Origin of the sequence: Microbispora sp. CL1-1, assembly GCF_012034195.1 — a bacterium.
Classification (GTDB): Bacteria; Actinomycetota; Actinomycetes; order Streptosporangiales; family Streptosporangiaceae; genus Microbispora.
Genome location: NZ_JAATEK010000053.1, coordinates 21,480 through 47,855 on the forward strand (window position 1 = coordinate 21,480; position 26,376 = coordinate 47,855).

A 26,376-nucleotide genomic window follows, 5' to 3' on the forward strand; every position below is an offset into this window, starting at 1 on the left:
CTGATGGCCCCGCGGCCGGTGCCGGCATGGTCGGTAGGCATGGCATTAGGCCTGGTCACGATGATCGGCTACCGGCTGGCCGGTCACGAGCGGTCGACCCGCTGGCTTCTGGCGGCGGTGGAGGCGGTCCAGCTCTACCTACACGCGTGGTTCACCTGGACGACCCCGGCGGACGGAACCTACAGCGTCGGCGCACACACCATGATGCCGGGGCACACGGCCTCGGTGGCCCTCGCGCACGGCGCGATCCCCGCACATCACGGGATGTCTGTCCCGGCGATGTTCGCCGCGCACGCGGTGGCGGGCGCGTTGGTCGCCTTCTGGCTGTCGGTGGGTGAACGCGCGCTCTGGCGGGCCCTGCGTTCGCTGGCGTTCGCCGTCTCAGCCCACCTCTGCCGCGTTCTCGCTCTTATCGGGCCTGTGGCGATCCCCACCCACCCGGGCGCGGCGCCCGTGTCGCACGACGAAGACGATCTTTCGGCCACGACCGCGCTCCGGCACACCGTGGTCCGTCGGGGGCCCCCGAGGCGACGGCGTATCTCCCTTCATCCCGCCTGACCGCGCCGGATCTCGTCCGGGCAAGGCACCGCGTCGTCTGAAGCACCGGGCCGTCCACGGCCCCGGGCCGCCTGTGGTCGTCCTCGGCATCGTCCTGGTCAGGCGTGCCGTCAGCCTGCCCGAGAACGAGGAACGACCTTGACCCATCCACCAATTACTTCGGCGGCGCCCCGGCGAAGGTCCGCTGTGCGACGATCGGCGGCCGGGCTCGCCCTGCTGCTCCTGACCGGAGTGCTCGCCGGCTGCGCGGGATCGGCGGACACCGCCGCAGCGCCCGTACGGTTGCTCGGCCCCGCGCGCGAGTTCCACGGAACCTGGCTGGAGCAGCCGCTTCCCGAGCCCGACGTGACGCTGACCGACACCTCCGGCAAGCCGTTCGACCTGCGGCGAGACACAGCGGGCCGGCTCACGCTCGTGTACTTCGGCTACACCCACTGCCCGGACATCTGCCCGACCACCCTGGCCGACCTCGCCGCAGCCCTGAGAGATCTGACCGGACCCGAGCGCGACAAGATCTCCGTCGTCTTCATCACCACCGACCCCGACCGGGACACCCCAGGGGTCGTCAAGTCGTGGCTCGCGTCCTTCGATTCCTCCTTCGTCGGGCTCACCGGCGACTACGCGACGATCCGGTCCGCGGCCAAGTCGGTGGGGATCGCGCTGGAGCCGCCGGCGACCAAGAAGGGCACATACGAGGTGACGCACGGCGCCCAGATCATCGCCTTCGACGGCACCCACCGAGGCCGCCTGATCTTCAGCTCGGGCACATCGTCCGCCGATTACGTGGCCGACCTGCGCAAGCTGCTCGGGCGAGTCACGCTGGGAAGCTCCACACCGGGTGCCGGCGGCCAAGGAGCGGCGTCATGACCGCTCTCGCGAGAACCCGCACGCCTCTGATCGTCGCGGGTATCGTCGTGGCCGCCGTCGTGGCCGCGATCGCCTGGGTGTCGACCGGCCACGCCGGGCCTATGAAGATTTCCGATCTGCGCGTGACAGGGGCGTACGTTCCGCAACCGGCCTCCCCGGACGTGGCCGCCGCCTACTTCACCGTCACCAACTCCGGCAACGTCCCCGCCGTGCTCACCGGCGTCCACACCGACGTCTCCGACATGTCGATGATGCACGAGAACACCGGCACCACCATGACGATGCTCCACTCGGTGACCGTACCCGCACACGGCACCGTCGCTTTCAGCCCCGGCCGCTACCACATCATGATCGAGTCGCCGGCGCGGGCTCTGAAGCAGGGCGACCACGTGACACTCATGCTGAGCTTCGCCAAGCTCGGCCAGATCACGGTGACCGCTCCCGTTATGCCGGTGGGCTACCGTCCCCCGGCTCCGAATCCATGAGCGCCGCGGGCGCACCGCGCCGGTTCACCCGGCGCGGCGTGCTGGCGGCGACCTCGGCGGCCGGCGTCGCGGCCGTCGCGGGAGCGGTGGGCGGCGACGCCGCGGCCTCGGTCTTGCGAGGGGAGCGTGCCGAGGAGGTGGGCGGACGGCGCATTCCGTTCGACGGCGCCCACCAGGCCGGCGTCCTGGCCCCGGCCGCCGCACACGGGTGGTTCGCCGCCTTCGACCTGGCCCCCGGCGTCACGGCCCGCCAGTTGGAAGCTCTGCTGCGCACATGGACACGTGACGCCCGGCTGCTGACGGCGGGCGAGCCCGTGCCGGGAGACGACGCCATGGCGCTGGGTCACGGGCCGTCCTCTCTGACGATCACCGTGGGTTTCGGCGCCTCGCTGTTGCGCAAGTTGACGATGGCCGTTCCCGCCGAACTCGCCGCGATCCCGCCCTTCCCTCGCGACCAGTTGGACCCGGGGCGCGGCGACGGCGACATCGGCGTGCTGCTGACCGCCGACGACGCGGTCGTCGTCGCCCACGCCCTGCGGGCGCTGAGCCGTACGGCACGCGGAACGGCGGCCGTGCGATGGCAGATGAGCGGTTTCAACGCGGTCGACGGAGTCACCGTGGCCAAGGGAGCCACCCCCCGCAACCTCATGGGCCAGCTCGACGGAACGGGCAACCCGAAAGTGGGCGAGCCGGGGTTCGACACGCACATCTTCGCCACCGATCCGGGGTGGATGCGCGGAGGCAGCTATCTGGTGTTCCGGCGCATCCGGATGCTGCTCGACGCGTGGGACACCCTGTCACGCGAACGGCAGGAGCAGATCGTCGGGCGGCGCAAGGACACCGGGGCCCCGCTGTCCGGCGGCACCGAGTTCACCCCGTTCGACCTCGGCAAGCAGATCCCCGGCGGCGGGCTGGCCATCGGCCCCGGCGCCCACGTGCGGCAGGCCGCCCCCGCGTCGAACGGCGGGGCGACGATCCTCCGGAAGGGGTTCTCCTATTTCGACGGCTTACGGCCCGACGGCGCGCCGGACGCCGGGCTGCTGTTCCTCGCCTTCCAGCGCGACCCCAGGGACGGATTCACCCGGATCCAGCAGCGCCTGGCGCTGGCCGACGAACTCAGCCGGTTCATCGTGCACGAGACCAGCGCGCTGTTCGCCGTCCCACCCGGGACGAGTTCCCACGGCTACCTCGGCCAGAGCCTGCTGGAGGCTCTGTGACCGCGCCGCACGACCGAATCTCGAAGATCAGGAGAGATGCATGAGCACATCGAAGCGCGAGCGGCTGCGTCAGGAGCGGATCCGGCAGGCGCAGAGGGAGAAGCGACGCCGGAGACTGGTGCTCGTGTCCGTCTGCCTGGTGGTGCTCGTCGCCGCCGTGGCCACCATCCTCGTGCAGATGAACCGCACGAAACCCACGTCGTACGCCGGCGACCTCGCCCCCGTCAGCGTTCAGGAGGACGGGACGGTCGTCATGGCCCGATCCGGGACGACGAAGCCGGTGCTGGACATCTACGAGGACTTCCAGTGCCCGATCTGTAAGGAGTTCGAGCACATCAACGGCGCACAGATCAAGCAGTTCGCCGCGGAAGGCAAGATCAAGGTCGTCTACCATCCGATCGCCTTCGTCAATCCGCAGGGGTCCCTGCGGGCCGCCGCCGCCGCGCGGTGCGTACCCGGCGACTCCTGGACGGCCTTCCACGACGAACTGTTCGCCAAACAGCCGGACGAGCGGGTCGCCCTCACGGTCGACGACTTGAAGAAGTTCGCCGACGACGCCGGAATCACCGACTCGGCCGTGCTGTCCTGCATGGAATCCCAGAGGCATGCCGCCCAAGTCCAGCAGTACACCCAGGCGGCCTTCTCCTCCGGTGTCCAGGGCACTCCCACGGTCCTGCTCGACGGCAGGAAGCTGCCCGACGACCAGGTCCTCACCTCCAGCGGCCTGCGCGGCACGCTGGAGAACGCGACCAAGTAAGAGACGCGTGCCAACCCCGGCCGTTCCCCAGCGAGAAGACGGACGCCACGGCCGGGGCCGGTGTCAACGACGCCGCCGCGCCGGTTCAGGCGGTTCCGCGCATTCGCGATGGGCACCGGTACTGACGCCGTTGTCGACGCCTCCGGCCTGACGCTCATTGGCGACAGCCTCCGGCCGCGCCGCTTCCGCTGACCCGCCGCACCTTCCGGGGCTTTCGCGGAGCACCCGTCGGGCCGTCGCCGTGATGTGCAGCTCATCGGGCCCGTCGAGGATGCCGGCCGTCCGGCCGGTGCGGAACAGCCGGGGCAGCGCGGTGTCGGGACCCAGTCCTTCCGCACCGTGGACCTGGATGGCCGCGTCGGTCACCTGCCGCAACATGCGGGCGGCCGCGACCTTCGCCAGGCCCGTCTCTGTTCTCGCGTCCAGCCCCGCATCCAGACGGGCGACGGCCTCGAAGACGAGCGGCCGGGTCGTCCTGATGGCGAGCAGCGCGTCGAAGACGAGCTTCTGGACGAGCTGGTGATCGGCCAGCCGTCCCGTGGAGGTCCGCCGGTCACAGGCTCGCCCACACATGAGGGTGAAGGCGCGTTCGGCCTGGCCCAGCCAGCGTAGGCACCGAAGCAGACGGCCGAGCCGTACGCGCCGCGCCACCACGCGCAGGCCCTCGCCCTCCTCACCGACGAGGTGGTCGGCCGGCACGCGCACGCCGTCCAGGGCGATCTCCCACTGACCACCCGCACCGAGGACGGGCAACTCGCGCACCACCCGGAATCCCGGCGAGGACGTGGGGACGAGCAGCACCGACAGTCCGTTCTTGCCGGGCGGCGCGCCGGCCGTACGGGCGAGCACGGCGGCGAGGCTGGCAGCGGCAACGCCGCTGACGAACCACTTGCTGCCGCGTAACGTCCAGGAGCCGTCGGGCTCCCGAGTCGCGCGTGTCGTGGTGAGGGCCGGGTCGGATCCGGGGGTGCCCGGCTCGGTCATCGCGTTGCACAGCGACAACCGCCCATCGGCGACCTGCTCGCGGTACGCGTCGTGCCCGGCCAGGGTCACCAGGTCGAGCAGCGCCGATCCACCGAGCACGGCGGGGCCGTGGTCGCTGGCGCCCTCCGCCTCGGCGACGTGCGCGTACTCCAGCAGGGACAGTCCTGCCCCGCCCAGGTCGCGCGGGAGCGCCAGCCCCCACAGGCCCTCGGTCCGAGCCTGCCGGGTGAGCCGCTCGGTCAGTTCCCGAGCGCGCCTGCCACCGGCGTCGAACGTGTCCTCGTGCGGGACGATCCGATCGCGGACGAACGCGCTCACTCGCTCGCGCAGTGGGCGGACATGCGGCGGGCAGGCCGGTTCGCCCCATTCAAAGTCCGACATTGCAACCTTCCAGACATTCCGGGAACTCGGCGAAATATCCGTACGACTCCTCCACGGGACACGTCGCCGAAAGACGCCGACGAGTTCCACACGCGGCATGCACGGCTCGCGGGGCCTCACCGCGGGGAAGGAGAGTCATGGCACATCCCGAGACGATTCGATCGGCCCTCCCGCTCACCGACGCCGTGGTGCGTACGGGCGGCCCGCCCTCGCTCACCTCGACGATCGCGCGCCAGCTCCGCCTTCTGGGAGCACATGACCTCGAAGGAACACCGACCGGGAGCGATGGGGTCGTGACGCTCACCGGCGTGGACGGAAGCCTCAGCGCGGAGATCGCCTGGGCCGGCGTCACGCCGGCGGAGGAGGTGACCGACGAGGCCACCGCGCAGGCCGCCACCGGGGTGGCGCACGTGCACGGCCGCCGGGACGGCACACCCCGCGGGCTCGCGGTCGACTACTTGTCCATGGCCGCCGGAGTCCTGGCGTCGCAAGGGCTGCTGGCGGGCCTGATCGGCCGGTATCGCGGCCTGGCCGTCCAGAGCGTGCGCACCGCCGTGGACCTCGCCGGGCTGCTCGCCGTGGCCCAGTATCTGGCCTGCGCGGCGGCCGAGGAGGACGAGGCGGTGCCGCTCGCCCCGGGCGGTCCGCCGTTCACCACCTCTGACGGCGTCGTCTTCGAGGTCGAGACGCTGGACTCACGGGTGTGGGTGACGTTCTGGCAGCGCCTCGGGACGACCGAGCGCCTCGCGGGCTCTGCCTGGCGGTCCTTCCAGTTCCGGTACGCCACCGCGTGCTGTCCTCTGCCGCCCGAGTTGCACGCGCGGGCGCGGGCGCACACCTGGGATAACGTACGGGCCGCCGCGGATCGGTCAGGCGTGTCGCTGTGCGTGCTCACCCGGCTCGTCGACCGCCTGACCGATTCGCGCGCGGACGCGCCCTGGCTGCTGTCCCTTCTGGGACCGGGCGCCACGGCGGGTGCGGCCGGCAGGCCGGCCTCCGCCGACATCGCCCGGCCGCTCGCCGGATTCACGGTCGTGGAGGCCGGCCGGCGCATCCAGGCCCCGTTGGCGACCTGCGTTCTGCGCATGCTCGGAGCCGATGTCATCAGGATCGAGCCGCCCGGTGGCGACCCGCTCAGGGGCATGCCGCCGACCTGCGGCGGACTGTCGGCGCGCTGGCTGGCGCTCAACCGGGGCAAGGGGGCCGTCGAGATCGACATCAAGTCGGCGGCGGGGCGTGCCGAACTGCTCGACCTCGTCGCGGGCGCCGACGTATTTCTGCACAACTGGGCTCCCGGCACCGCCGAGCGCCTCGGCCTCGACGACGGCGATCTGTCGGCCGTCAACCCCCGGCTCGTGTACGCGTACACGAGCGGCTGGGCGGGACGGCTGCCCGACGCGCCGCTGGGCACCGATTTCATGGTCCAGGCACGCTCGGGCCTCGCCGAGGCCGTGCGGCCGTCGGGCGAGGCCCCGGCCCCGTCGCTGATGACGCTGCTCGACGTCTTCGGCGGCCTCATCGGGGCCGAGGCCGTGCTGGCCGGGCTCCTGCTGCGCGAACGGGAGCGGCGGGGCGTACGGGTGGACTCCTCGCTGCTGGGCGCGGCGGAGATGCTCACCGGGCCCGCGCTACTCCGGGCCGCCCGAGGTGAACAGCCCCGAGCCCCGGAGAGATTCCGGCGGCCCCTGCGCACCGCCGACGGCTGGGTCGCCGTCGCCGACGACGACGTCACCCGGGCGCAGGAGCTCACCGGTCCCCGCGGCCGGCTGAGCGACCAGGGCGAGATCACCACGGCGGAGGCGGTCCGCTTCCTTCGAGCCGAGGGCGTTCGCGTCACGGCGGTGACAGCCGCGCTCGACGCCATGACCGGCGATCCGCGCTTCGCCGCGGCCCTCACCCGTGACGCGCACGGGGCTCTCATCGTGCCGACCCCCTGGAGGTTCTCATGACCGCTCAGCTGATCGACCTCGTCCCGGCCACGCTGCGCCGGGAGTGGGCCGCCGAGGGCACCTACCCCGATCTCGACCTGTACGCGCTGTTCCGGGCGCACCGTGTCGCCGATCCCGGCCGGATCGCGGTCGTCGACGCGGCGGGACACCTGAGCTATGCCGAACTCGACATCCTCACTCGCTCCGCGGCGGCGGGCCTGCGGGCGCTCGGCGTGTGCGAGGGCGACGTCGTCGGAGTCCAGTTGCCCAACGGCGCGGACGCCGTGATCGCCGACCTGGCGCTGGCCGCCCTGGGCGCCGTGGCGCTCCCCTTCCCCGTCGGCAGGGGCGCCTCCGAAGCGGTCTCGCTGCTCGGCCGCTCCGGGGCGAGGGCCGTCATCGCCGCCTCGGAGCATCGGGGCGTCCGCCATGCGGCCGATCTGGTGGCGGCGGCGGAGCGGCTGCCCGCGTTGCGGTTCGTCGTCGCCGTGGGACCGGGCGAAGCGCCCGCGGGCAGCGTGCCGTGGGCCGAGTTGACGGCCGGGTACGACCCGGGGTTCGTCCCGGCCCGGCCCGATCCCGACGAGGCCGCCCGCATCCTCGTCTCCTCCGGCTCCGAGGCCGATCCCAAGATGATCGCCTATTCGCACAACGCGCTGGCCGGCGGGCGCGGCAACTTCCTCGCCACCCTGATCGAGGACGGCTGCCCTCCGCGGTGCCTGTTCCTGGTCCCGCTGGCCTCCGCCTTCGGCAGCAACGGCACCGCCGTCACCCTGGCCAGGCACGGCGGCACGCTGGTGCTGCTCGACCACTTCACCCCCGAGCACGCCCTTGCCGCGATCCGCGACCACCGGCCCACGCACGTGCTGGCCGTACCGACCATGGTCCGCAAGATGCTCACCGGACCGGTGCCGGAACCGATGCCGCCGATGACCGCGCTGGTCCTCGGCGGCGCCGACCTGGACGCCCCGACCGCCGCGGCGGCCCGTGAGCGGTTCGGCTGTCCCGTGGTCAACCTGTACGGCTCGGCCGACGGGGTGAACTGCCACGGCGGCCTGCGGCCGGAGCCGCCGGCCGCGGGGCCCGGCACCGTCGTCGGCTCACCGGATCCGCGGGTCACCGACATCCGCATCGACCCGCTCGAGAACGACGACCCGGTGGGAGAGATCATCGCCCGTGGCCCGATGACTCCCATGTGCTACGTCGGGGCGCCCGAATTGAACCAGCGCTACCGAACCGCCGAGGGCTGGGTGCGTACGGGCGATCTGGGACTGATCGACGAGCACGGGCGTCTGCGTCTGGTGGGCAGGCTGAAGCAGATCGTCATCCGAGGAGGACTCAACATCAGTCCCGCCGAGGTCGAGCGAGCCGTGGCCACTCATCCCGGTGTGGCCGAAGCGGTCTGCCTGGGGGTGCCCGACCCGGTGTTCGGTGAGCGGCTCGCCGTGTGCCTCGTCGCGCGGCCCGGTATGACCGTCGACCTCCCCGGCCTGTGCGCGCATCTCGCCGCGCATGGCCTCGACAAGCGCAAGCACCCCGAGTCGCTGCTCGTCGTGGAGTCAATCCCGCTCAACCCCGCCGGCAAGCCCGACCGGCGGGCGCTGCGCGATCGCTTGCTGACATCAGGCTGAGCGACTGCTGGGGCCGGAGCTGCCTCCGGCCCCAGCAGTGTCCGCGGCGCGAGCGGATCAGGCCGCTCGTTCGGCGGCAGCAGGGATGCGACGAGTTGACGACGGGCCCGCGCCACCCGCGAGCGCACGGTGCCCACCGGACATCCGATCAGCACGGCGGCCTCCGCGTACGACAGTCCCATGAGCTGAGTCAGGACGAACGCCTCACGCCGCTGGGGCGGCACCCGGGAGAGCAGGTCGTCGAGGGCCACGCCATCCTCGTGACCGGGCAGTCCGCGCGGCAGGCACCGTTCGGCCGCACTCTGCCAGTCGGCGACGTCGGCGACGGCGGGCCGCACCGCCGCCGAGCGGAACATGTCGACGACGACCCTCCGGGCGATCGACAGCAACCAGGTGCGTGCCGACGACCGGCCGGCGAACCTCGGCAGACTGCCGAGCGCCCGCACGAAGGTCTCCTGGGTCAGGTCGTCGGCGGCCTGCACGTCGGACAGATAGGCGACGAAGCGGCGCACGTCAGGGTAGAACGCGCGGGCGAACGCCTCCACGTCCTCGGAGGTCCCTTCGCGTGCGGCCAGGGCGAGCCGTGAGCCGGTGGTCGTCGGCAGATCGATGGTCACTGGTGACAGAGAACATGGTGAGCGTTCCTTCCGTCCCGGGCGGTGGCTGAGCAGCTCGGAGGATGCGGCGTCGGGTGACTGGTGCGCGGACAGGTCGCCGGGACGAGGCGGCGGCCCGCGCGTCCGGCGGGACGGCGTCACCGGAATCCCTCCGTCCGGGAACTCACCGGGGCCCACCCACGACTTCTGGTGCGCGATCGTCACGCGCTACTGCGGGCGGAATCCCGGGCGAGAGGAGAAGGCCATGCGAACGCCGGTGCGTCCGCCGAACGAGGCGGCCGGGACGAGGAGCGTCACCGCACTGCTCACCGCTGTGATGGGCGTCTCCATGGTGCAGTTGTTCCTCATCGGGGCGCTCGGCCCGCGTCTGGTGGAGGCGGGCGTACCGCGCGCGGTGCTCGGATTGACGACCACGGCAGGCTTCGGCATCGCCGCCGCGCTGTCGTTCACGGCGGGCCGATGGGTGGACCGGCTCGGTGCCCGCCGGTGCCTCGTCGCCCTGCTGGTGATCGCGGCCGCGGCCCTGGCGCTGATCTCCGTCTCCGGCGGGTCGTGGATGCTCCTGCTGGCGGTGGCGCTGGGCGGGCTTCCGCAGGCGCTGGCCAATCCCGCCACCAACAAGGTGATCCTGGCCGTGGTCGAGCCCACCCGGCGCGGCGCGGTCACGGGCTGGAAACAGTCCGGCGTCCAGCTCGGAGCGCTCGCGGCCGGACTGCCGCTGGCCACTGTCGCCGTGTGGGCGGGCTGGCGGGGTGCGGTCGCTGTCTCGGCGGCCATCGCCCTGCTCATCGCGGTGTGGGCGACACGCGCCCTGCCGCCCGACCCCGCGCGGGCCGACTCGCGGCGCCCGGCCGCGCCGCCCGGGAGGGGCGTCGCCGTCCTGGCCTTCTTCTCCTTCCTCCTCGGTTGCGCCATCGCGGCGGTCAACACCTACCTGTCGCTGTACGGGGCACAGCGGCTCGGTCTGAGCCCGGTGGTCGCGGGGTGGCTGGTCGCGGTGCTCGGCGTCACCGGTGTCGCGGGCAGAGTCGGCTGGGCACGCCGGGCCGGACGCATCCCCCGGGCCGACGCGCTGCTCGCCCCCCTGGCGGCCGGCGCCTGCGCGGCCGCCCTGCTGCTGTTCGCCTCCGGAAACGTGTCCCTCCTGGTATGGGCGGGGGCAGCCGTCGTCGGGGCCTTCGCCGTCGCCGCCAACGCCGTCAGCATGGTCGCGGTGATCAGGTGGGCGGATCCGCGTACGGCCGGCCGCGACTCCGCGCTCGTGTCGTCCGGTTTCTTCGCCGGCTTCGCCGCCGGGCCTCCCCTTTTCGGGATCGTCGTCGACGCCACCGGCTATGGCCCGGCGTGGCTGCTGGTCGCCGGCGAGTTCGCCGCGGCGGCCGTCGTCGCGGCGCCTGCGTGGTTCGGATCGAGGGCACACGCGTGAGCTGGGAGCGGCGGGCCCTCGGCCAGATCCTGGAACGGGTGGCGGAAACGGAGTCGCGAGCCGCGACACGGTGGCCGCTGTACGCCGACCCGGCGTCGGGAAGCTGGACGACCACCGCTCGCGGTTCATGGGCGGGCGGCTTCTGGACTGGTCTGTTGTGGTTGCGGGTCGTCGTGCATGGGGACGAGGGCGCCCATGCCGCCGCGAGCAGGCGGACGGCGGCTCTGGCTCCCTGGGTCGAGGCCGACACCGCAGCCCGCGGCCTTATCTTCTGGTACGGCACCGCCCTGGCACGCGACTGCCCGGAGTCTGAAGCGCTGCGAGAGCGTGCGGCACAGGCCTGCCTGGACGCCTTCGATCCCGCGCTGGGAATGGTGCCGTGGGGCACGGCGTTCGGGGGCCCCCGTGAGCTGGCCAGGGTCGACGCCCTGCCCGGCCTGGTGCCCCTGCTCGGCCTGGCCGGGTCGCCGGGGGACGCCGCCGCCGGTGCGCAGTTGCGCCTGCAGATCGACCTGACGGACGACACGGCTGTCCCCGCGTGGGCGCTCCAACCGGACGGCATGTGGCGGGCGCATCCCGAGCCGCCTCCCGGCTGGAGCCGCACCATCGGCTGGCTGGCGCTCGCCTGCGCCGACGCCGCGCACACGGGGCGGGTCCTGCCACCCGGCGATCTGCGCCGGATCCTCGCCCGGCCCTGCGTCGCGGCCCGTTTCGCGCCCGGCTCGCCCGCGGTTCCTCCCGCCTCGGCCGTGCGACAGGGCAGTCCGCCCGACACCTCCGCCGCGGCCATCGAGGCCGTAGCAGCCCTCAAGCTGGCCGCGCTGGCCGAGGGCCGGGTCGCCTCCGCCCTGCGCGACCGGGCGGCAGGTGTGCTCGCCGAACTGGTGGGATCGCATCTGCGTGACGGCCGTCTGCTCGACGGCTGCTACGACCTCGTCCACGGTGTGGCCACCCGTCATGAGCTGGTGTGGGGAGACTTCTTCCTGGCCGCGGGCCTCGCGATGCTCATCGGGGCGATCGGACCGTTCGCCTGCTGAGCGTCGCGTCCAACCACCGCGGCGAGCTTCCAGGCCAGGTTGTCGGCGTCCTGGATGCCGCAGTTCTTGCGAAACCCGCCGTACGGAGTCATCGGGTGGGCGGCGTCACCGGCCAGGAAGACAGGGCCCGACCGGTAGCGATCGGCGAGCATGGCCGAGGCCGTCCACTCCTGCGTCGCGACGACCTTCACCTCCAGGTCCGGCACGCCCGCGGCCTGCCGCACCAGATCGGCGCAGTCGTCCGCGGTGAGCCCGTCGACGGACCGGCGGGTGGGGTCGTGCACGAGGTTGAACAGCCATCGGCCATGGTTGTCCACAGTCATGAACGTCCCGGTCAGGGCCGGGTCCGCGATGCTGTAGACCAGGCTGAGCCAATCGGCGACGTGCGGGCGCAGGTCGGCCTCGAACAGGATGTCGAGGTTACGGCTCAGCACTCGGTCGCCTGGCATGGCGATGCCGAGCATGCCCCGTACGCGTCCGGAGGCTCCGTCGGCGGCGAGCAGGTACGCGGCGCGGAGAATGCAGGGCCGGCCGTCCGCGCCCGTCAGCCGCGCGGTGACGCTGTCGGGGTCCTGCTCGAAACCGGTCAGCTCCCATCCGAAGAGCACCCGGGCGGGAGCGAACGACTCGGCGTGCTCACGGAGCAGCGGCTCCAGCACGTCCTGGGACCTCGCCGCGGTGAAGGTGGAGCTGAGCGCGGCCCTGGCCGGGTCGGGCACGTTGCTGTTGCGGGTGTGCTCGGCGGCCGTCAGCGACGCGCCGAAGTAGAAGTGCAGGCTCTCCTCGCGGGGCACCCGCGCCGCCACGACCCGGTCTTCCAGGCCGTAGCCGCGCAGCACCTCCATGGTCCGGATGCTGAGCGCCCGGCCCTTGGGAAAGGGTGAGCTCGCGGGGTGTCTTTCGACCAGTGTCGAGGCGACTCCGGCGCGGGACAGGGCGATCGACGTGCACAGGCCGACCGGTCCGCCCCCGACGATGAGCACGGGTGTGTCCACGAGATCCTCCAGGGCAGGGGCGGCCACGGGCAGGGCCGCCCCTGGTCGGCGCGTCAGCTGAGTGCGGCGGTGAGGGCGTCGGCGTTGCGCTGGAACACCTCCAGCAGGTCGAGCCCCTGGCCGGGGAAGTTGTCGATGACCACCCGTTTGGCGTTGACGTTGGCCAGGGCGTCGCCTCCGGGCATCGCGGAGTTGTCCAGAATGAGCTGCGGCTTCTTGGCGGCCAGCTCGGAGATCTGACTCACCGTGGGCGGCTGGGGGCCGTAGGTGCCCGCAGGAGTGGTGCCCGCGAGGTCGGCGGCCCAGGCGACGAACGCCTGGGTGACGACGACCGGCGGGGTGCCGCCCGCGGCGGCGCTGACCTTCTGCTTGAGCGCCGCATACTTCGTGTCGAAGGAATCGATCCACTTCGTGGCGGCGTCAGCCGTGCCGAACTCGGCACCCAGCCGCTGGACCTGGCTCTTGACGGTGGCGGGCGCGTTGTCCAGCGTCAGCGCGATCAGCTTCGCCTTGGATCCCGCCGCATCCTTGATCTTGCCGGCGAACCCTTCGAAGTCCGCATAGAGCACGACGTCGGCCTGGGCCACCTTGGCCAGGTCGGACGGCTTCGGGTCGTAGTCGGGCGCGTGCTGAACGCCGGGAGGGACGATGACGGCGACGTCGGTGGCTCCCGCTGCCCTGGCGAAGCCGGCCTCCCATGTGGACGCGGCCACGATCTTCAGTCCCTTGGCTGTGGCGGCGGGAGTCGCCGCCGTACCGCTCTGGTCGCCGCCGCAGGCGGCGGTGGCGAGGGCGACGACGGCGGTCACGGCGGCCACGAGGCGTAGTCGGTGCAGGGTAATCATCGGGAGATGGCCTTTCTTCGTTGGGAGTAAACGGCGGGTACCGCATGGAGGAGGAGGGTGCACACCCCGCCCAGGAGCACGAGCGTGGGGCCCGGCGGGAAGTCCAAGATCAACGAGACGAAGAAGCCGCCCACGTTGAACGCGAGGCCGAAGATCACCGACCAACGGATCATGGCGGGCAGGGAACGGCCGACGCGGCGTGCCGCCAGGGCCGGCAGCAGGGTCAGCGCGTCGACGAGGAGGGCTCCGGTCAGCCGGATCGCTGACGCGATGGCCACGGCGACCACGACCAGCAGGATGAGGGTCAGCCGTTCGACCGCGACCCCCGAGCACAGCGCGAGCTCCCGATCGTGCAGGAGCAGGGCAAGATCACGGCGGCGCAGGGCGTACAGCAGCGGGACGACGACCGCGAGCGCCGCGAGCGCGAGCACGTCGGCGGGCCTGGTGGCCAGGATCGACCCCCACAGCAGTTCGAAGGCGCCGTTGGCGTTCACGCCCGAGATCGACAGCACCAGCAGCGCGGCGGCGACCGCGAGCGTCATCAGCAGGCCCATCGCCCCGGACAGGCCGGTGGCGCTGCGGGCGAGCGGGGTCAGCGCTCCGCCGGTCAGCCCGCACAGCACAAGAGCGCACAACAGTGGGTCGAGCCCGGTCAGCAGCCCGATCGCGATGCCCAGCAGCGCCACGTGCATCATCGCGAAGCGGACCGGCATGATGTCGAGCCCCACGATGAAGACCCCGACGATCGGCAGCGCGACGGACCCGAGCACCAGGGCCACCAAGGCCAGCCGTACCGACGGGATGTCAAGCAGGACGCCGAGCGAGCTCACGCGATCTCCCGCAACCGTCCGGCCGCCATCTCGGCCACCCGGCCACTGGCCTCGACCACGGCCCGATCGTGCGTGACCACCACGACCGTCACCGCGAGCCCGGCGAGCACGCCCGCCACCTGCTCCTGCCCCGCGAAGTCGAGCGCGGCCGTCGGCTCGTCGGCGAGCACCAGCCCCGCGCCCGCCGCCACCTGGCCCAGAGCACGCGCCAGGTAGGCCCGCTGCAACTGGCCACCCGACAGCGTGCCGAGCGGGCGGTCGAGCAGGTCGCCGACGCCCAGCTCCTCGGCGGCACGGACCGACCGCTCCATGTGGCCGCCGCTCGCGAGCAACTCGCTCACCAGGAGCGGGAAGCGGCCCGCGGTCTGCCGCTGGGGCACCCAGGCCACCTCCGATCGGCGCCGGGCCCAGTCGGCCGTCCCGCTCGCCCGGACTCCGCCGACCTCGATCAGGCCGCTGGTCTCGCGGTGCAGGCCGAGGATCGCGCGGAGCAACGTGCTCTTGCCCGACCCGTTGGTGCCGGTGATGGCCAGATGCTCGCCGGGGGCCAGGTCGAGATCCACGCGATCCACCGCGGCGAGCCGGCCGTGCCGGCAGGTGACACCGGCGAGGCGGAGCGGGGTGGCGCGCGCGTACAGACCTCGGGGAGGTGATGACATGGTCATGCTCCTGCGGAAGGTGGGTAGGCGTGACCGACCGCGACCCGGCGCGGACCACGGCGAAGGAACCGGCGGACCAGGCGGTCGACCGGGAAGTGAAGCAAGCTGACGACTGACGCATCCGGTGATGCATCCGGCGCCAATCAAAGGCGGGATGACCGCGCGGCTACACCGGAAGGCGGTCGCGCGACCGGAATAGGCGTGTCATCGCCTACGCCGACGGAGGCGCACGGAATGATGCGGCGTACCCAGGATGGCATTCCGCCTTGTCACCCGATCGCGACACCGAGGCAGGAAAAGCCCATCAAGGACGTCGACAGATGTCAGCCGGCCAGGACGGACACGGGCGGCCCACGTCGGTGGATCGCTGAGACGATCTCCCGCCTGCCGCCGTACGCCCGCGCACACGCGATCGGCGAGACCTGCTTCACCGGCGTCGTCACCGGCGTGGCGCCGCCGAGCAGCCAGCGCAGAACCGTGACCGAGCCCATGGCCAGCAGGCACAGCAGGAGCCAGATCGCGACCTCGCCGCGGTAGAGCCACCAGCCGGAAATCGTCCCGATCACGAGATGCACCAGCGCCATGCCGATGCCGAGATGCCCGTGGTCGGCGTGCGCGCCGTGGGCGAGATGTTCCGCGCTTGACGTCGCCGTCCGGGCGAACAGCTCGTGAAGAAGCGCCTGAGTGCCGATGCTCGCTGTGAGCAGGACCTCGGGCCGGGGCTCACGCCCGCTGAGCGCGTACGCGAGCACCGTGGCCGCCAGGGCCCCGGCGCCCAGAATGCCCGGCGGCACGGAGCCGCCCCCGGCGAAGGCATGGCCGGCCGCGGAGATGACGACGCACACCGTCGCGAAGACGAGGGCTCGCGCCATGCGCAGCACCGGATGCCGGGGGGACACGAACATCATCCTGTCAGCCTGACGCCTTGCCGAGAAGACCCATCGGCATCAGCGTGATGAACGTCGCCTGTGGATGTGCGGACGCGTTCGGCCTCGCAGCCCTGTCGCTCCGTGGGTTGTTCGGACATCGGTAGGTGGCCGGGGAACGACCGGAGAGCCGGTCGTTCCCCGGCGAGCGGTGCTACCAGGCGACCGGCAGGGAATCGAGACCGTAGACGATGGAGATCTCGCGAAAGGCGAGTTGCTCGAACGGCACGGCCAGCCGCAGACCGGGAAAACGGCGTAGCAGCGCGGGGAAGGCGATGCGCATCTCCATCTGCGCCAGAGGAGCCCCGATGCATCTGTGGATGCCGTGTCCGAAGGCGACGTGAGGGCTCACCTTGCGCCCCGGGACGGCCAGGTCCATGTCCGTGCCGAGAGCGGGATCGCGATTGGCGGCGGTCAGTGAGCACAGCACCATCTGCCCCTTGGCGATGGGCTGCCCGGCCAGCACGAGATCCTCTCGGGCGAAGCGCGGGAAGGCGACCTGAACAACTGTCAGGTACCGCAGGAGCTCCTCCACGACCTTGTCGACGTGGTCGTCGGTGTCGCGGACCAGGGCGGCCTGCTCGGGATTGTCCAGCAGCCACAGTGTGCCGAGAGCGAGCATGCTGGTGCTGGTGTCGTGCCCGCCGGTCAGCAGGCCGTCGGCCAGACCGGCCAGCTCGCGATCGCTCACCTCGTCACCGTGCTCGCGCAGCAGCGTGCCCAGTAGGCCGTCGCCGGGGTTCGCGCGTTCCTTGGCGACCAGATCGGTCAGGTAGGTGATCGAGTCGTTGACCGCCTGGATGGACGCTTCGGGACCGGCGGACAGGTCGAACCTGTCGGCACTCATCCGGAGGAAATCAGACCGGTCGCCGTACGGCACGCCCAGCAGTTCGCAGACGACGAGCGACGGGATGGGAAGGGCGAAAGACTGGACCAGGTCCGCCTCACGCCCGGCCTGCTCCATCGCGTCCAGGTGGTCGTTGACGATCTTTTGGATGCTGCCGTCCAGCCGCCGCAGCCGCCGCATGGTGAACTCGGGCGTCAGCAGGCGCCGCAGCCGCGTGTGCTCGGGCGGGTCGCGGAAGCCGAGACCGCCCGGGTCTTCCTGGTTCGCTCCCGCGGCGATCACGTTCGCGAAGTCGTTGCTGAACCGGGCCGCGTCGCCCAGCACCGCCCGGACGTCGTCATACCGGGTCACCAGCCAGACGGTGGACCCGTCGGGCATCCGCATCGGGAAGACGGGCTGCTCGGATCGAATGCGTCCGAGCTCCGCCACAGGATCGAAACCCTGACGGAGGAACTGCATGAGGGGAAATTCGTCATCTGCCATCGAAGATGATCCTTCGTACGAAAGGCGCGCCGGCTGTCACATCGGCCGGAAGCCGGCGCGGACGATGGAAGGCCGGAGGGAGACGTCGCATCAGCGGCTGTCCGGTCCGGAAACTGGTCTTGGGAAATACGGCGGTCAGGAAGGGGTGTCCCCGCCGGCGGGTTTCCTTCTCCGCCACATCAGCAGTGCCACGGCTCCGGCGAGTGCCAACCCGGCCATGACCGCCCATGTCCAGCCGGGGAGGGCGCCCTGCTCGTCCGTCTCGCCCGTCGCGCTCACGGGTGTGCGGGCCGGAACCGGGCTGGGCACGGGGATACTGGACACGGAGGTGCTGGAAACGGAGACGCTGGACACCGGGGTGCTGGACACGAGGGTGCTCGGCAGCGCAGCCGACGAGGAACCCACGATGAAGGGGATCTCTCCTTCGATGGGGCGGCCATCGGCGGAGACGACCCGCCAGACGACGGTGTAGCTGCCGGAGGGAAGCGGCTCGTCGACGTCCACAAGCACCTTGGCGCCGCGGGTTCGGGGTGTGCCGGAGGGGAAGCGCTGCCCGGCCGCGTCGTGCAGGAGCACGACGGGATAGCGCACATTGTTGTTGAACTCCAGCTCGATGAGGTCGAGGCTGGAGACCACGGCGTTGCTGGCGGGTGTGCTCGATCGCAGGGTGTCGTGTGCCAGCGCCGGTGCGGCGAATGCTCCCAGGACGGCGCTCAGAAAGCCGAGGAGGAGAAACGCTCTGGCTGTTTTCCTTGTCACCCGCGTTCACCGTTCTCGGGACCCGATGGGCGGTCCTCCACGTCGTCCGGGAGCGGTGGCGTCGGCGGTTTCCTGCCCCGCGCCACCAGGACGGCGGCCACTCCGAGAACCACGACCGCGGCCACGACCGCCCAGATCCAGCCGGGTGTGCCGGTCTCCTGACCTGGGCCTTCCTCTCCGGCCACCGGGGAGGCGACGGGCGCCGTCCCTCCTGCCGATGCCGCCGACGAGGATCCGACGATGAACGGTATCTCCCCTTCGATGGGGTGGCCGTCGGAGGAGACGACCCGCCAGGCGATGGTGTAGCTGCCCGGTGAAAGCGGGCCTGCGACCCCTTCCACCACCGTGGAGCCGTCGACGCGCGGAGTCCCCGATTCGAAGCGACGCCCGGCCGCGTTATGAAGAACGACCACGGGAAAACTGACATGCGCGCTGAACTCCAGCTCGATCTCATCGAGGCCGGAGACGACGGCGTTCGCAGCGGGTGTGCTCTTCTTCAGACTGTCGTGCGCAGACGCGGGTGCGGCGAACACCACCGCGAACAGGCACGAGATGCCGAACAGAAAAACCGCTCTGACCGAGGGATGCTTCACGACAGGCTCCAGGCATGCGGGGAGGTCGTGGCCCGGCGTGTGACGGTGGACGGCGGTGTCATCGGGGTATCTCCAGTCGTCGTGTGTGGGTACCTGCGGGCGCGCGGGCCGTACGGACCGGGATGAGTGGTCCGCGGGTCGTCGGGACGAGCCGCTGCGGGCAGGCGTGACGTCCGACCGGATAAGCCGCGCGAAGGAAACCTCAGAAGGGTTCGGAGAGGATCACAGGAACACGAGAACCGGCGGTCCACGCCGTACGACGGCGTGTCGCAGGACAGCCTCACGCCGAGGTTCGCGGTCAAGGTTGTACGACGCGAGCCGGGGGCGGGGGCGTATGCGGGCAAGGAACTGGAACAGCGTGAGCAGCGCCCGGAGCCAGTGGATCGCGCCCGTGCCGATCCTGTGCAGGATCGACCACAGCGCCGCTTCGCCCCGCGACAGCCACCACCCCGTGATCAGCGCCGCGGTGAGATGCGCGGTGAGCATCCCGGTGCCCACCCCCAGCCGGTGCGTGTGCGCCACGGCCGTTGTCTCCGTCGAGAGCGCGAGCGACCCGAGGAGTTCGTGCAGGAAGACCTGCGCTGCCAGGAGCAGGCCGATGACGACCAATGGTGACCGCTCCCGGCCCGCCGTCGCCGCGGCGACGGTCATGACGCCCGCTCCGCCGATGAGAAGTGCCTGGGGAGTCGGGGCGGCCCCACCGGCGAACCAGTGCGCGCCCACGGCGAGGAGCACGCAGACGACCGAGAAGGCGGCCGACCGCGCGAGTCGCAGAGGTAAGGCGGCGCGCATGACGAAGACGACTATCGCACAGAGGCTGGTCGGCCCCAAGACCGCCGCCATCCGTTCGCTCGGTCGGGCTCGGTCTGGCACACGAAGGGGAGAACCGGTGCCGGACGACAGGGTGAGCGCCTTGGTTCCTTCATCCTCATCGACCGCTCGCGCTCCTTCACGAGGCATTCGGCCCGATTATCACGATTTGCGCCGCATGCACTGAGGGACGGGGAGGCGGTGTGCGATGATTGCGGCGCCATGACAGCCACGATGCCCTTCCGTGCCATACGGGCCGCCGCGTTCGCCGCGGTCTCGGTGGCGCTCGGCGTCGGGGCGCATGCTGTCGGCGGCGGGTCGGTCTCCGTGGTCGCCGTTCTCATGGCCCTGCTCATCGCCTTCCTGCCCGCGCACGCCCTCGCGCGGCGTGAGCGGACGCTGGCCGTGATCCTGCCGGCGCTGGTGGCCTCGCAGGCGGCGCTCCACCTGCTGTTCTCGTTCGTGCACACCCTGGAACCGAGCGTCGCCGGTTCCGCGATGAGCGGCGGGCACGTCCATTCCGGGTTGGTGCCCGGCCTGGGCATGCTGGTCATGCACGGCTGGGCGGTCGCGCTGACGGCGGTCTGGCTGGCGCATGGTGAGGCGCTGCTCTGGGCCCTGCTGCGCCGGCTGGCCGTCCAGCTGCGGATCGTGTTCGCCGTCTTCCTGGACCCGGCGTACGGCGCGATCGTCGTCCCGGTGATCGAGCACCGGGTGGTCGCGCGGTCGGTCCTGCTCGGCCATTCGATGGGTCGGCGCGGCCCTCCTGGCACCGTTCGCACTGTTCCTGCCTGACCGGCATCTGGTCGGCGGGCTCTCTCTGATGTAACCAGCACCCCGTAGTGGCGGGGTGCGTCGGTGTGCGCTCGCGCGCGCCGAATTCGTTCAGTGCAGCGGTACCAGTACCGGCTCTCAGCCGGGTGAAGGGATCTTCATGTTCTCCCGCGTCATGCTCGTCGTTCTCAGCTTGGGCGCAGTGACGGCCACGGCCGCCTGCGGCTCTGAGGAGGCGTCCTCCGTATCAGCGGCTGCTTCGCCCGCTGCGGTGGCGGCCTCCCCGTCGTCCACCTCTGCCCCACTCAGCATCACCGACCCGTGGGTCAAGACCGCCAAGAAGGGGATGACCGCCGCCTTCGGCACCCTGGTCAACAACTCCGATTCGGACATCACCGTCATCGCCGGCAGCACTCCTGCGGCACCCAAGGTGGAGTTGCACGAGGTCGTGGAGTCCGAGGGGAAGATGGTGATGCGGCCGAAGGAGGGCGGTTTCGTGGTCCCCGCCCACGGCTCCCACGTCCTGCAGCCCGGCGGCGACCACATCATGGTCATGGACGTGCCTTCCGAGATCAAGCCAGGGTCCGAAGTGCCGTTCACGCTGGAGCTTCAGGGGGGCGGCACCTACACCTTCACGGCTCTGGGCAAGGACTTCGCGGGAGCCAAGGAGAACTACCAGCCGGGCGCCGACATGGGCGGCATGGATGAGTGAGCGGCTCAATGGGACAGATGACGTCTCCCGCCCGCGACTGAGCCGCAGGGCGCTGCTGTCCGGCGGCGCCGTGGTCGCCGCCGCCGCGACGAGCGGGGCCGTCGTGGCGCGGGCGAGCGCCGACGCCGACGACACGGGTACGGCGGGCCGTACCGCCGATCTGGACGTGAACTCGCCCCGGGCGACGGCGGTGGAGCCGTTCTACGGCGCCCACCAGGCCGGTGTCGCGACGACTCCGCAGGCGCACGCCGCGTTCGTGGCGTTCGATTTGCGGGCGGGCTCGGACCGGGAGAGCGTGGCGCGGCTGATGCGCGTGCTCACCGACGACGCCCGGCGCATCACTCAGGGACAGCCCGCCCTCGCCGACACCGAGCCCCATCTGGCCGTGCTGCCCGCCCGATTGACCGTCACCTTCGGCTTCGGACCGGGTCTGTTCGCGGCCACCAAGACCTCCGATCAGCGGCCGGAGTTCATCGCTCCCCTCCCCGCGTTCGGCATCGACCGGCTGAAGAAGCGGTGGACGGGCGGCGACCTGCTCGTCCAGATCTGCGCGGACGACCCGCTCACCGTCACCCATGCGCTGCGGGTGCTCGTCAAGGACGCCCGGTCGTTCGCGAAGGTCCGCTGGACCCAGCGGGGCTTCCGGCGGGCCGCGCACTCCCAGCAGCCCCACACCACCCAGCGCAACGTGATGGGACAGCTCGACGGGACCGTCAACCCCGTCGCCGGCACACCCCACTTCGATCGGGCGGTCTGGTTCGCCGGGGAGCAGGAGTGGCTGCGCGGCGGGACCACCCTGGTCCTACGGCGCATCCGCGCAGAGATGGAGACCTGGGACGCCGCCGACACGGTGGCCAAGGAGTTCACGATCGGCCGCCGCCTCACCGACGGCGCCCCGCTCACCGGCGCCCGCGAGCACGACGAACCGGACTTCGCGCGGCTCACCCCCGCCGGGCTGCCGGTCATCTCCGAATACGCCCACATCCGGCGAGCACACGTGGCCGACCCCGGCGCGCGTATCCTCCGTCGCATCTACAACTACGACGAGGGCGTTTCCCCCGACGGCACCGCCGACACCGGGCTGCTGTTCGCCTCCTACCAGGCCGACATCGCCCGGCAGTTCATCCCGGTACAGGAGCGACTTGCCGAGGCGGACCTGCTGAACGAGTGGACCACACCGATCGGTTCCGCCGTGTTCGCCATCCCTCCCGGCTGCGACCCCAATGGGTGGATCGGAGAAACCTTGCTGTCATGACGCGGTGCCGGCCAAGGCCGGGCGGATCGCCGCCACCCTGAATGCCCGCGGAGTGCCCTGCCCGTCCGCCCATGACCGCGCGCGGAACTCTCACCGCTCCGGCGAGATGCGGACGGACGGCACCACGTCCATCCTCCGCAACCCTCGCTACACCGGCAACCAGGTGTGGAACAAGCAACGCGCGACCGAGGTGCTGACCTGATGGACCCCCGTGGCGTCGCCACGGGGGTCCATCACGTCAGGCAGCGTGATCCCGGGTCCGCACGGACTTCGAACGTGTCCAGTTCGCTCCTGTGATCCTCGGTACACCACGGACCTATGCGTTCAGAGGGCTGCTGCGCTGCGGCCTCTGTCAGCGGTCCATCAAAGGGTCGCGGACCAACAACCGGTCCAATTATCGGTGCCGCCGGGGGTGTCGCGATACTGGCGCTGATCGCGGTGGTCGTGTCATTCAGGCACATGCACGAGCCCTGCCTCCGCCACTGTGAGGACCACCTCGCGGCCAGCAGGAAAACGCCGGCGATCGTCGTACGCTAGATCTGGCGTACCGCAAGGGAGTTCGGGGCCATCACTGCTCAGGCCTCCTCGTCCAGGGAGAGGTCAGCGGCAGCGATCCGCGCATAGTGATTTGATTCCAGACCCCCACCGACTCGAGCCCCTATAGAGCAAGATCATGGTGTGCTACATAGGTACACCGAACCTTCAGTGACCTCTGCCGCGTTCGAGGCGGGCGGCACTGATGATGAAGTCGGCCACGAGCTGGCGGCCGCCGTCGGACATCTCGACCAGGGCGCGGAGCGCCTCACGGTTGAGGCCAGACTCGCCGATTAAAGAGGACGCCACTACCTGGTCGGCCGTCGCCTCGGCATCCTCGTCGTCGCCGAAGTAGCCGATCGGCACGCCGAAGAACTTGGCCAGCGCCTTCAACGTCTTGAGCTGGGGGTTGTCCGACCTGCCCGTCCGCAGCTTCCAGATCGTCGTCGAGGACAGCTCCTCGCCCGTCGCCTCCGAGATCGCCGCCGCCGCCTCGAGGTTGTTCTTCGGCGGTCGACTACCTGCCGGCCAGCGGTTCTGGATCAACCACTCGATCTTGTCGGCAAGAGACCGCGTGGTGTTCGCCGCGCTTCGGTCGTCAGCCACTGCTCACCACATCAAGTTGGAGCGACACGCGCCCTGCTTCATCGCTTTTAGTTGACAGTCGGTGACGGAGAGTGCCTATCCTGCTCTCGTCATCAACTTTAGTTGATGGAGTCCGCCTCTCCACGCCCGAAGGTTACCGATGCGAGCCACACCGATGCGAGCACCTGACGAGAGCAAAGCTCGTCATGAACGACTCGTCCGCCTCGGCCTTGAGGTCAGCCGCCACCGGCCAGCCCGGCTGATCCGCCGCCGTAACGGCCAGTGGGCCCTCACCGTCGGCACCGAGACTGTGTACTGCGCGGGTGCCGAAGGCGTCTACGCCTATGTCACCCATCACGGCCTGATCCTCTCCCCCGCTAACGACGAGGGCGTCGCCCGAGCCGCGACCCACCTTGCAGAAGGTGGCGGCCGGTGACCCGCAACCTCACCCAGGCCGTCGCCCTGGCCGCGTGCGTCGTGGCTCCGCTCGTGGTCGCCCTGGCCGTACTCGGCGGGATCGGTTCTTTCGCCACCCTGCGTCACCTCGCCGAGCCGTGGTTCGGCCCGCAGGCGTGGATTGTCCCGATCGGCATCGACCTCGGCATCCTCGCCCTGCTGGCCTGGGACCTCCTCATGGAGTTCGCCGACCTGCCCTGGCCGGTCCTGCACTGGATCGCCTGGGCGTTCATCACCGTCACCGTCATCCTCAACATCGCCGCCGCGCACGGCGACCCGATCGCCGGCCTGATGCACGCGGCCATGCCCGTCCTGTTCGTCACGGTGATCGAGGGAATCCGCCACCTCATCCGCCGGTGGGTCGGCCTGGCCACGGGCACCCGGCGTGAGCGGGTACCTTTCTCACGCTGGCTCCTCGCCCCCGTCTCCAGCTTCATGCTCTGGCGGCGCATGGTGCTGTGGAACGTTACGAGCTACCCCCGCGGCCTCCAGCTCGAATACCTGCACCTCGAGGCCGTCTCCGCGCTCCACCAGGCGCACGGCCGCTGGCTGTGGCGGTGGAAGGCGCCCCTGTCCGAGCGGACCGCCGTACGACTTCAACTCGCGGGCGCGGCCTTTCCGACTCCGCAGATCCCACAGCAGCAGGACTCCGACGACCAGCTCATCCAGGCTGCTCAGGCCATCGTCGCCAGGGCCGAGCAGCGCGGCGTACGGCTGAGCCAGATGGACCTGGCCGCCCAGCTCCGTGCTCAGGGCCACCGCATCGCGAACGAGCGGCTGCGCTGGCTGGCCACCGCCATCGGGCTCCGCCGCGAGCCGGTCTAAGGACGCGACCTCATGCTCCTCGCTATCCACGAGCACGCCGAACGCTTTTTCCAGGCCCACGTCTCCACCAGCTGGGTCCCCGACTACCTGCGTCAGCGTGGATTCGACGACGACGTGCAGCGTCATTGGCGCATCGGCTACGCCCCGAACGAATGGCGAGCGCTGACCAGACACCTGCGCAGCCTCGGCTTCCCTGACACCGCGATCGAGGCCTCCGGCCTGGCCCGGCGGACCACCCGCGGCATGCTCATCGACTTCTTCCGCGACCGGGTCATGTTCCCCATCACCGAGCGCGACGCGACCACGATCGCCTTCATCGGTCGCAGCCGTACGAGCGAACCCAAATACCTCAACAGCCCGAACACGCCTGTCTACGGCAAGGGACGGGCGCTGTTCGGCCTGCACACGCTCAGCGCCGGGGCCAAGCCGGTCATCACCGAAGGCCCCCTGGATGCCATCGCCGTCACCGTCGTCGGCGGGGGTCGTCTGGCCGGGCTCGCCCTGTGCGGCACCAGCCTCACCCCCGACCAGGTCAGGGCTCTCGACGCAGCCGCCGACCTGCGCGCCGACGGTGTGCTGGTCGCCTTCGACGGCGACCGCGCCGGGCGGCAAGCCGCGGCACGCTCCTACTCGCTACTCAAAGACGCCGGTACGGCGGAAGCCTTCGTGCTCCCATCGGACTGGGATCCGGCTGCGGTACTCAGCGACGCCGGCCCCCAAAGGCTTGCGGCACTGCTTCGTGTGCGAGTACGGCCCCTGGCCGACCTGGTGACCGACGCCGCCATCGAGCCCTGGCACGACTTTCTGCAGTACGCCGAAGGGCGTGTCGGCGCACTTCGCGCCGCCGGTGCGGCTATCGCCACGATGGCACCCCGTGACGTCGCCCGGCAGGTCGCCCGTGTCGCCGCGCAGCTCAACTTCGACCACGCGACCGTCACCGAGACCACCACCGATTCGGTGACCGCCCAGCTGGCCCTCGCCGATTTCCCGACAGCGCCCACATCCGGCAGCACGACCACACGCTCGGGCGAGAGGAGAGCGAATGAACGACCACTACGCGGACCCACTCCGTGAGGCAGCCGCCCACGGCATGCAGAAGGTAGTGCAGGTCACCCCTACTGCCGCGGCGGCAGTTCAGGTGTGGCTGCACGTGAAGGCCCAGCGCGTACGCGAACAGGCCGAGCGGGAGCGTCAGGCAGCAGACGCCCTGCGCACCAAGCAACGCGCCGCCCATCGGGCGGCACGACTGCAGTGGCTGCCCGCCAACGACCCGGCATGGTTGCGCACCGCCGACCTGCTGCAGGTGAGCCGCGCCTGGGGAGCGGCCCTGCCGTACGCGACGAACGACCCGGGCGCCGAGCGCGCACTGTTGAGATGCGAAAGCCGACTGCGAGAGCTCCACCCGTACGCAATGAACCGCTATGACCGGCTGCGAGTCGAAGGACATACTCCCGAAGCGGCCATGCGGGAAGTCACCCCGTTGTTCGCCCGAGAGCCATGCCCACGAACCGGATATCCAGCGCCCGTTCGGCCTCAGCTGCCTCCGGTCGTGAGGCTCGCCCAGGAGGACTTCCCGCACACCATCGACAAAGTTGTCGAA

27 protein-coding genes and 1 pseudogene are annotated in these 26,376 nt (G+C 70.9%); 16 read left to right on the forward strand and 12 right to left on the reverse strand.

What is annotated here, in order from left to right; genetic code table 11:
* Nucleotides 1-39: 39 nt before the first annotated feature.
* The 5 genes from HCK04_RS36170 to HCK04_RS36190 all read left to right on the forward strand — a co-directional run bounded on the left by HCK04_RS36170 (nucleotide 40) and on the right by HCK04_RS36190 (nucleotide 3,884).
* Entirely contained in the window at nucleotides 40-558 is a 519-nt protein-coding gene (locus HCK04_RS36170; protein ID WP_142651848.1) for a hypothetical protein, read from the forward strand.
* Nucleotides 559-744: 186 nt separating this feature from the next.
* Nucleotides 745-1,425 (forward strand): SCO family protein, encoded by a 681-nt coding sequence (locus HCK04_RS36175; protein ID WP_168066543.1) that lies wholly within the window; start codon nucleotides 745-747, stop codon nucleotides 1,423-1,425.
* On the forward strand, nucleotides 1,422-1,910 hold the full coding sequence (locus HCK04_RS36180) for a copper chaperone PCu(A)C (RefSeq protein ID WP_142651850.1): 489 nt from the start codon (nucleotides 1,422-1,424) through the stop codon (nucleotides 1,908-1,910). The genes HCK04_RS36175 and HCK04_RS36180 overlap by 4 nt, the downstream gene beginning before the upstream one ends.
* Nucleotides 1,907-3,127, forward strand: a complete 1,221-nt coding sequence (locus HCK04_RS36185) for a Dyp-type peroxidase (RefSeq protein ID WP_142651851.1) — start codon at nucleotides 1,907-1,909, stop codon at nucleotides 3,125-3,127. Before HCK04_RS36180 ends, HCK04_RS36185 begins: the two co-directional genes overlap by 4 nt.
* A gap of 40 nt (nucleotides 3,128-3,167) precedes the next feature.
* Complete coding sequence (locus HCK04_RS36190; RefSeq protein ID WP_142651852.1) at nucleotides 3,168-3,884, forward strand: thioredoxin domain-containing protein; 717 nt, start codon at nucleotides 3,168-3,170, stop codon at nucleotides 3,882-3,884.
* Between the two features lie 63 nt (nucleotides 3,885-3,947).
* Here HCK04_RS36190 and HCK04_RS36195 read toward each other — a convergent pair whose 3' ends face one another.
* Nucleotides 3,948-5,249 (reverse strand): acyl-CoA dehydrogenase family protein, encoded by a 1,302-nt coding sequence (locus HCK04_RS36195; RefSeq protein WP_142651853.1) that lies wholly within the window; start codon nucleotides 5,247-5,249, stop codon nucleotides 3,948-3,950.
* Between the two features lie 137 nt (nucleotides 5,250-5,386).
* Here HCK04_RS36195 and HCK04_RS36200 point away from each other — a divergent pair, with 137 nt between their 5' ends.
* Together HCK04_RS36200 and HCK04_RS36205 are read left to right on the forward strand one after the other, a co-directional pair.
* Nucleotides 5,387-7,198 (forward strand): CoA transferase, encoded by a 1,812-nt coding sequence (locus HCK04_RS36200; protein ID WP_142651854.1) that lies wholly within the window; start codon nucleotides 5,387-5,389, stop codon nucleotides 7,196-7,198.
* Entirely contained in the window at nucleotides 7,195-8,808 is a 1,614-nt protein-coding gene (locus tag HCK04_RS36205; RefSeq protein WP_142651855.1) for a class I adenylate-forming enzyme family protein, read from the forward strand. Before HCK04_RS36200 ends, HCK04_RS36205 begins: the two co-directional genes overlap by 4 nt.
* Nucleotides 8,809-8,957: 149 nt before the next feature.
* Here the strand turns inward: HCK04_RS36205 and HCK04_RS44480 are convergent.
* Nucleotides 8,958-9,629, reverse strand: a pseudogene (locus HCK04_RS44480) (sigma-70 family RNA polymerase sigma factor); the annotation flags it as partial.
* 40 nt (nucleotides 9,630-9,669) lie between these two features.
* Here HCK04_RS44480 and HCK04_RS36215 point away from each other — a divergent pair.
* Nucleotides 9,670-10,851, forward strand: coding sequence for an MFS transporter (locus HCK04_RS36215; RefSeq protein WP_205831150.1), 1,182 nt, complete (start codon nucleotides 9,670-9,672; stop codon nucleotides 10,849-10,851).
* Nucleotides 10,848-11,888: a sugar ABC transporter permease gene (locus HCK04_RS36220; protein WP_142651856.1), complete on the forward strand. Its 1,041-nt coding sequence runs from the start codon at nucleotides 10,848-10,850 to the stop codon at nucleotides 11,886-11,888. Before HCK04_RS36215 ends, HCK04_RS36220 begins: the two co-directional genes overlap by 4 nt.
* On the opposite strand, the gene HCK04_RS36225 is transcribed toward HCK04_RS36220, so the two are convergent.
* The 9 genes from HCK04_RS36225 to HCK04_RS36265 all read right to left on the reverse strand — a co-directional run bounded on the left by HCK04_RS36225 (nucleotide 11,807) and on the right by HCK04_RS36265 (nucleotide 19,668).
* Entirely contained in the window at nucleotides 11,807-12,883 is a 1,077-nt protein-coding gene (locus HCK04_RS36225; RefSeq protein WP_168066545.1) for an FAD-dependent monooxygenase, read from the reverse strand. The genes HCK04_RS36220 and HCK04_RS36225 overlap by 82 nt on opposite strands.
* 53 nt (nucleotides 12,884-12,936) lie before the next feature.
* On the reverse strand, nucleotides 12,937-13,728 hold the full coding sequence (locus tag HCK04_RS36230; RefSeq protein WP_142651858.1) for a zinc ABC transporter substrate-binding protein: 792 nt from the start codon (nucleotides 13,726-13,728) through the stop codon (nucleotides 12,937-12,939).
* Nucleotides 13,725-14,558, reverse strand: coding sequence for a metal ABC transporter permease (locus HCK04_RS36235; RefSeq protein WP_142651859.1), 834 nt, complete (start codon nucleotides 14,556-14,558; stop codon nucleotides 13,725-13,727). Before HCK04_RS36235 ends, HCK04_RS36230 begins: the two co-directional genes overlap by 4 nt.
* Nucleotides 14,555-15,217, reverse strand: coding sequence for an ATP-binding cassette domain-containing protein (locus HCK04_RS36240; RefSeq protein WP_142651860.1), 663 nt, complete (start codon nucleotides 15,215-15,217; stop codon nucleotides 14,555-14,557). Before HCK04_RS36240 ends, HCK04_RS36235 begins: the two co-directional genes overlap by 4 nt.
* A 323-nt stretch (nucleotides 15,218-15,540) precedes the next feature.
* A complete protein-coding gene (locus tag HCK04_RS36245) occupies nucleotides 15,541-16,125 on the reverse strand; it encodes a hypothetical protein (protein ID WP_142651861.1) in 585 nt (194 codons plus the stop codon).
* A gap of 172 nt (nucleotides 16,126-16,297) precedes the next feature.
* Complete coding sequence (locus HCK04_RS36250; protein WP_142651862.1) at nucleotides 16,298-17,473, reverse strand: cytochrome P450; 1,176 nt, start codon at nucleotides 17,471-17,473, stop codon at nucleotides 16,298-16,300.
* A 135-nt stretch (nucleotides 17,474-17,608) separates the two neighbouring features.
* Nucleotides 17,609-18,232, reverse strand: coding sequence for a copper resistance CopC family protein (locus tag HCK04_RS36255; RefSeq protein ID WP_142651863.1), 624 nt, complete (start codon nucleotides 18,230-18,232; stop codon nucleotides 17,609-17,611).
* A complete protein-coding gene (locus HCK04_RS36260) occupies nucleotides 18,229-18,825 on the reverse strand; it encodes a copper resistance protein CopC (RefSeq protein WP_168066547.1) in 597 nt (198 codons plus the stop codon). Before HCK04_RS36260 ends, HCK04_RS36255 begins: the two co-directional genes overlap by 4 nt.
* A gap of 222 nt (nucleotides 18,826-19,047) precedes the next feature.
* The gene (locus tag HCK04_RS36265) at nucleotides 19,048-19,668 is read right to left on the reverse strand and encodes an MFS transporter (protein WP_142651865.1); all 621 of its coding nucleotides are present in this window, start codon (nucleotides 19,666-19,668) and stop codon (nucleotides 19,048-19,050) included.
* A gap of 189 nt (nucleotides 19,669-19,857) precedes the next feature.
* On the opposite strand from HCK04_RS36265, the gene HCK04_RS36270 reads away from it, so the two are divergent.
* The 4 genes from HCK04_RS36270 to HCK04_RS36285 all read left to right on the forward strand — a co-directional run bounded on the left by HCK04_RS36270 (nucleotide 19,858) and on the right by HCK04_RS36285 (nucleotide 22,578).
* Complete coding sequence (locus tag HCK04_RS36270) at nucleotides 19,858-20,430, forward strand: MFS transporter (RefSeq protein ID WP_142651866.1); 573 nt, start codon at nucleotides 19,858-19,860, stop codon at nucleotides 20,428-20,430.
* 250 nt (nucleotides 20,431-20,680) lie between these two features.
* Nucleotides 20,681-21,121: a copper chaperone PCu(A)C gene (locus HCK04_RS36275; RefSeq protein WP_260617530.1), complete on the forward strand. Its 441-nt coding sequence runs from the start codon at nucleotides 20,681-20,683 to the stop codon at nucleotides 21,119-21,121.
* The gene (locus tag HCK04_RS36280; protein WP_142651867.1) at nucleotides 21,114-22,376 is read left to right on the forward strand and encodes a Dyp-type peroxidase; all 1,263 of its coding nucleotides are present in this window, start codon (nucleotides 21,114-21,116) and stop codon (nucleotides 22,374-22,376) included. The genes HCK04_RS36275 and HCK04_RS36280 overlap by 8 nt, the downstream gene beginning before the upstream one ends.
* Nucleotides 22,377-22,380: 4 nt before the next feature.
* Complete coding sequence (locus HCK04_RS36285; protein ID WP_205831152.1) at nucleotides 22,381-22,578, forward strand: recombinase family protein; 198 nt, start codon at nucleotides 22,381-22,383, stop codon at nucleotides 22,576-22,578.
* Nucleotides 22,579-23,078: 500 nt separating this feature from the next.
* Here the strand turns inward: HCK04_RS36285 and HCK04_RS36290 are convergent, their stop codons facing one another.
* Complete coding sequence (locus tag HCK04_RS36290; protein ID WP_142651869.1) at nucleotides 23,079-23,516, reverse strand: helix-turn-helix transcriptional regulator; 438 nt, start codon at nucleotides 23,514-23,516, stop codon at nucleotides 23,079-23,081.
* A 411-nt stretch (nucleotides 23,517-23,927) separates the two neighbouring features.
* Between HCK04_RS36290 and HCK04_RS36295 the strand changes: the two genes are divergently transcribed.
* The 3 genes from HCK04_RS36295 to HCK04_RS36305 form a co-directional block, all read left to right on the forward strand.
* Nucleotides 23,928-24,776, forward strand: coding sequence for a DUF2637 domain-containing protein (locus HCK04_RS36295; protein WP_142651870.1), 849 nt, complete (start codon nucleotides 23,928-23,930; stop codon nucleotides 24,774-24,776).
* A gap of 12 nt (nucleotides 24,777-24,788) precedes the next feature.
* Nucleotides 24,789-25,850, forward strand: a complete 1,062-nt coding sequence (locus HCK04_RS36300; protein ID WP_142651871.1) for a toprim domain-containing protein — start codon at nucleotides 24,789-24,791, stop codon at nucleotides 25,848-25,850.
* Nucleotides 25,819-26,376 (forward strand): hypothetical protein (locus HCK04_RS36305; protein ID WP_142651872.1); only part of this gene is annotated, 558 nt, incomplete at its 3' end. The genes HCK04_RS36300 and HCK04_RS36305, both read left to right, overlap by 32 nt.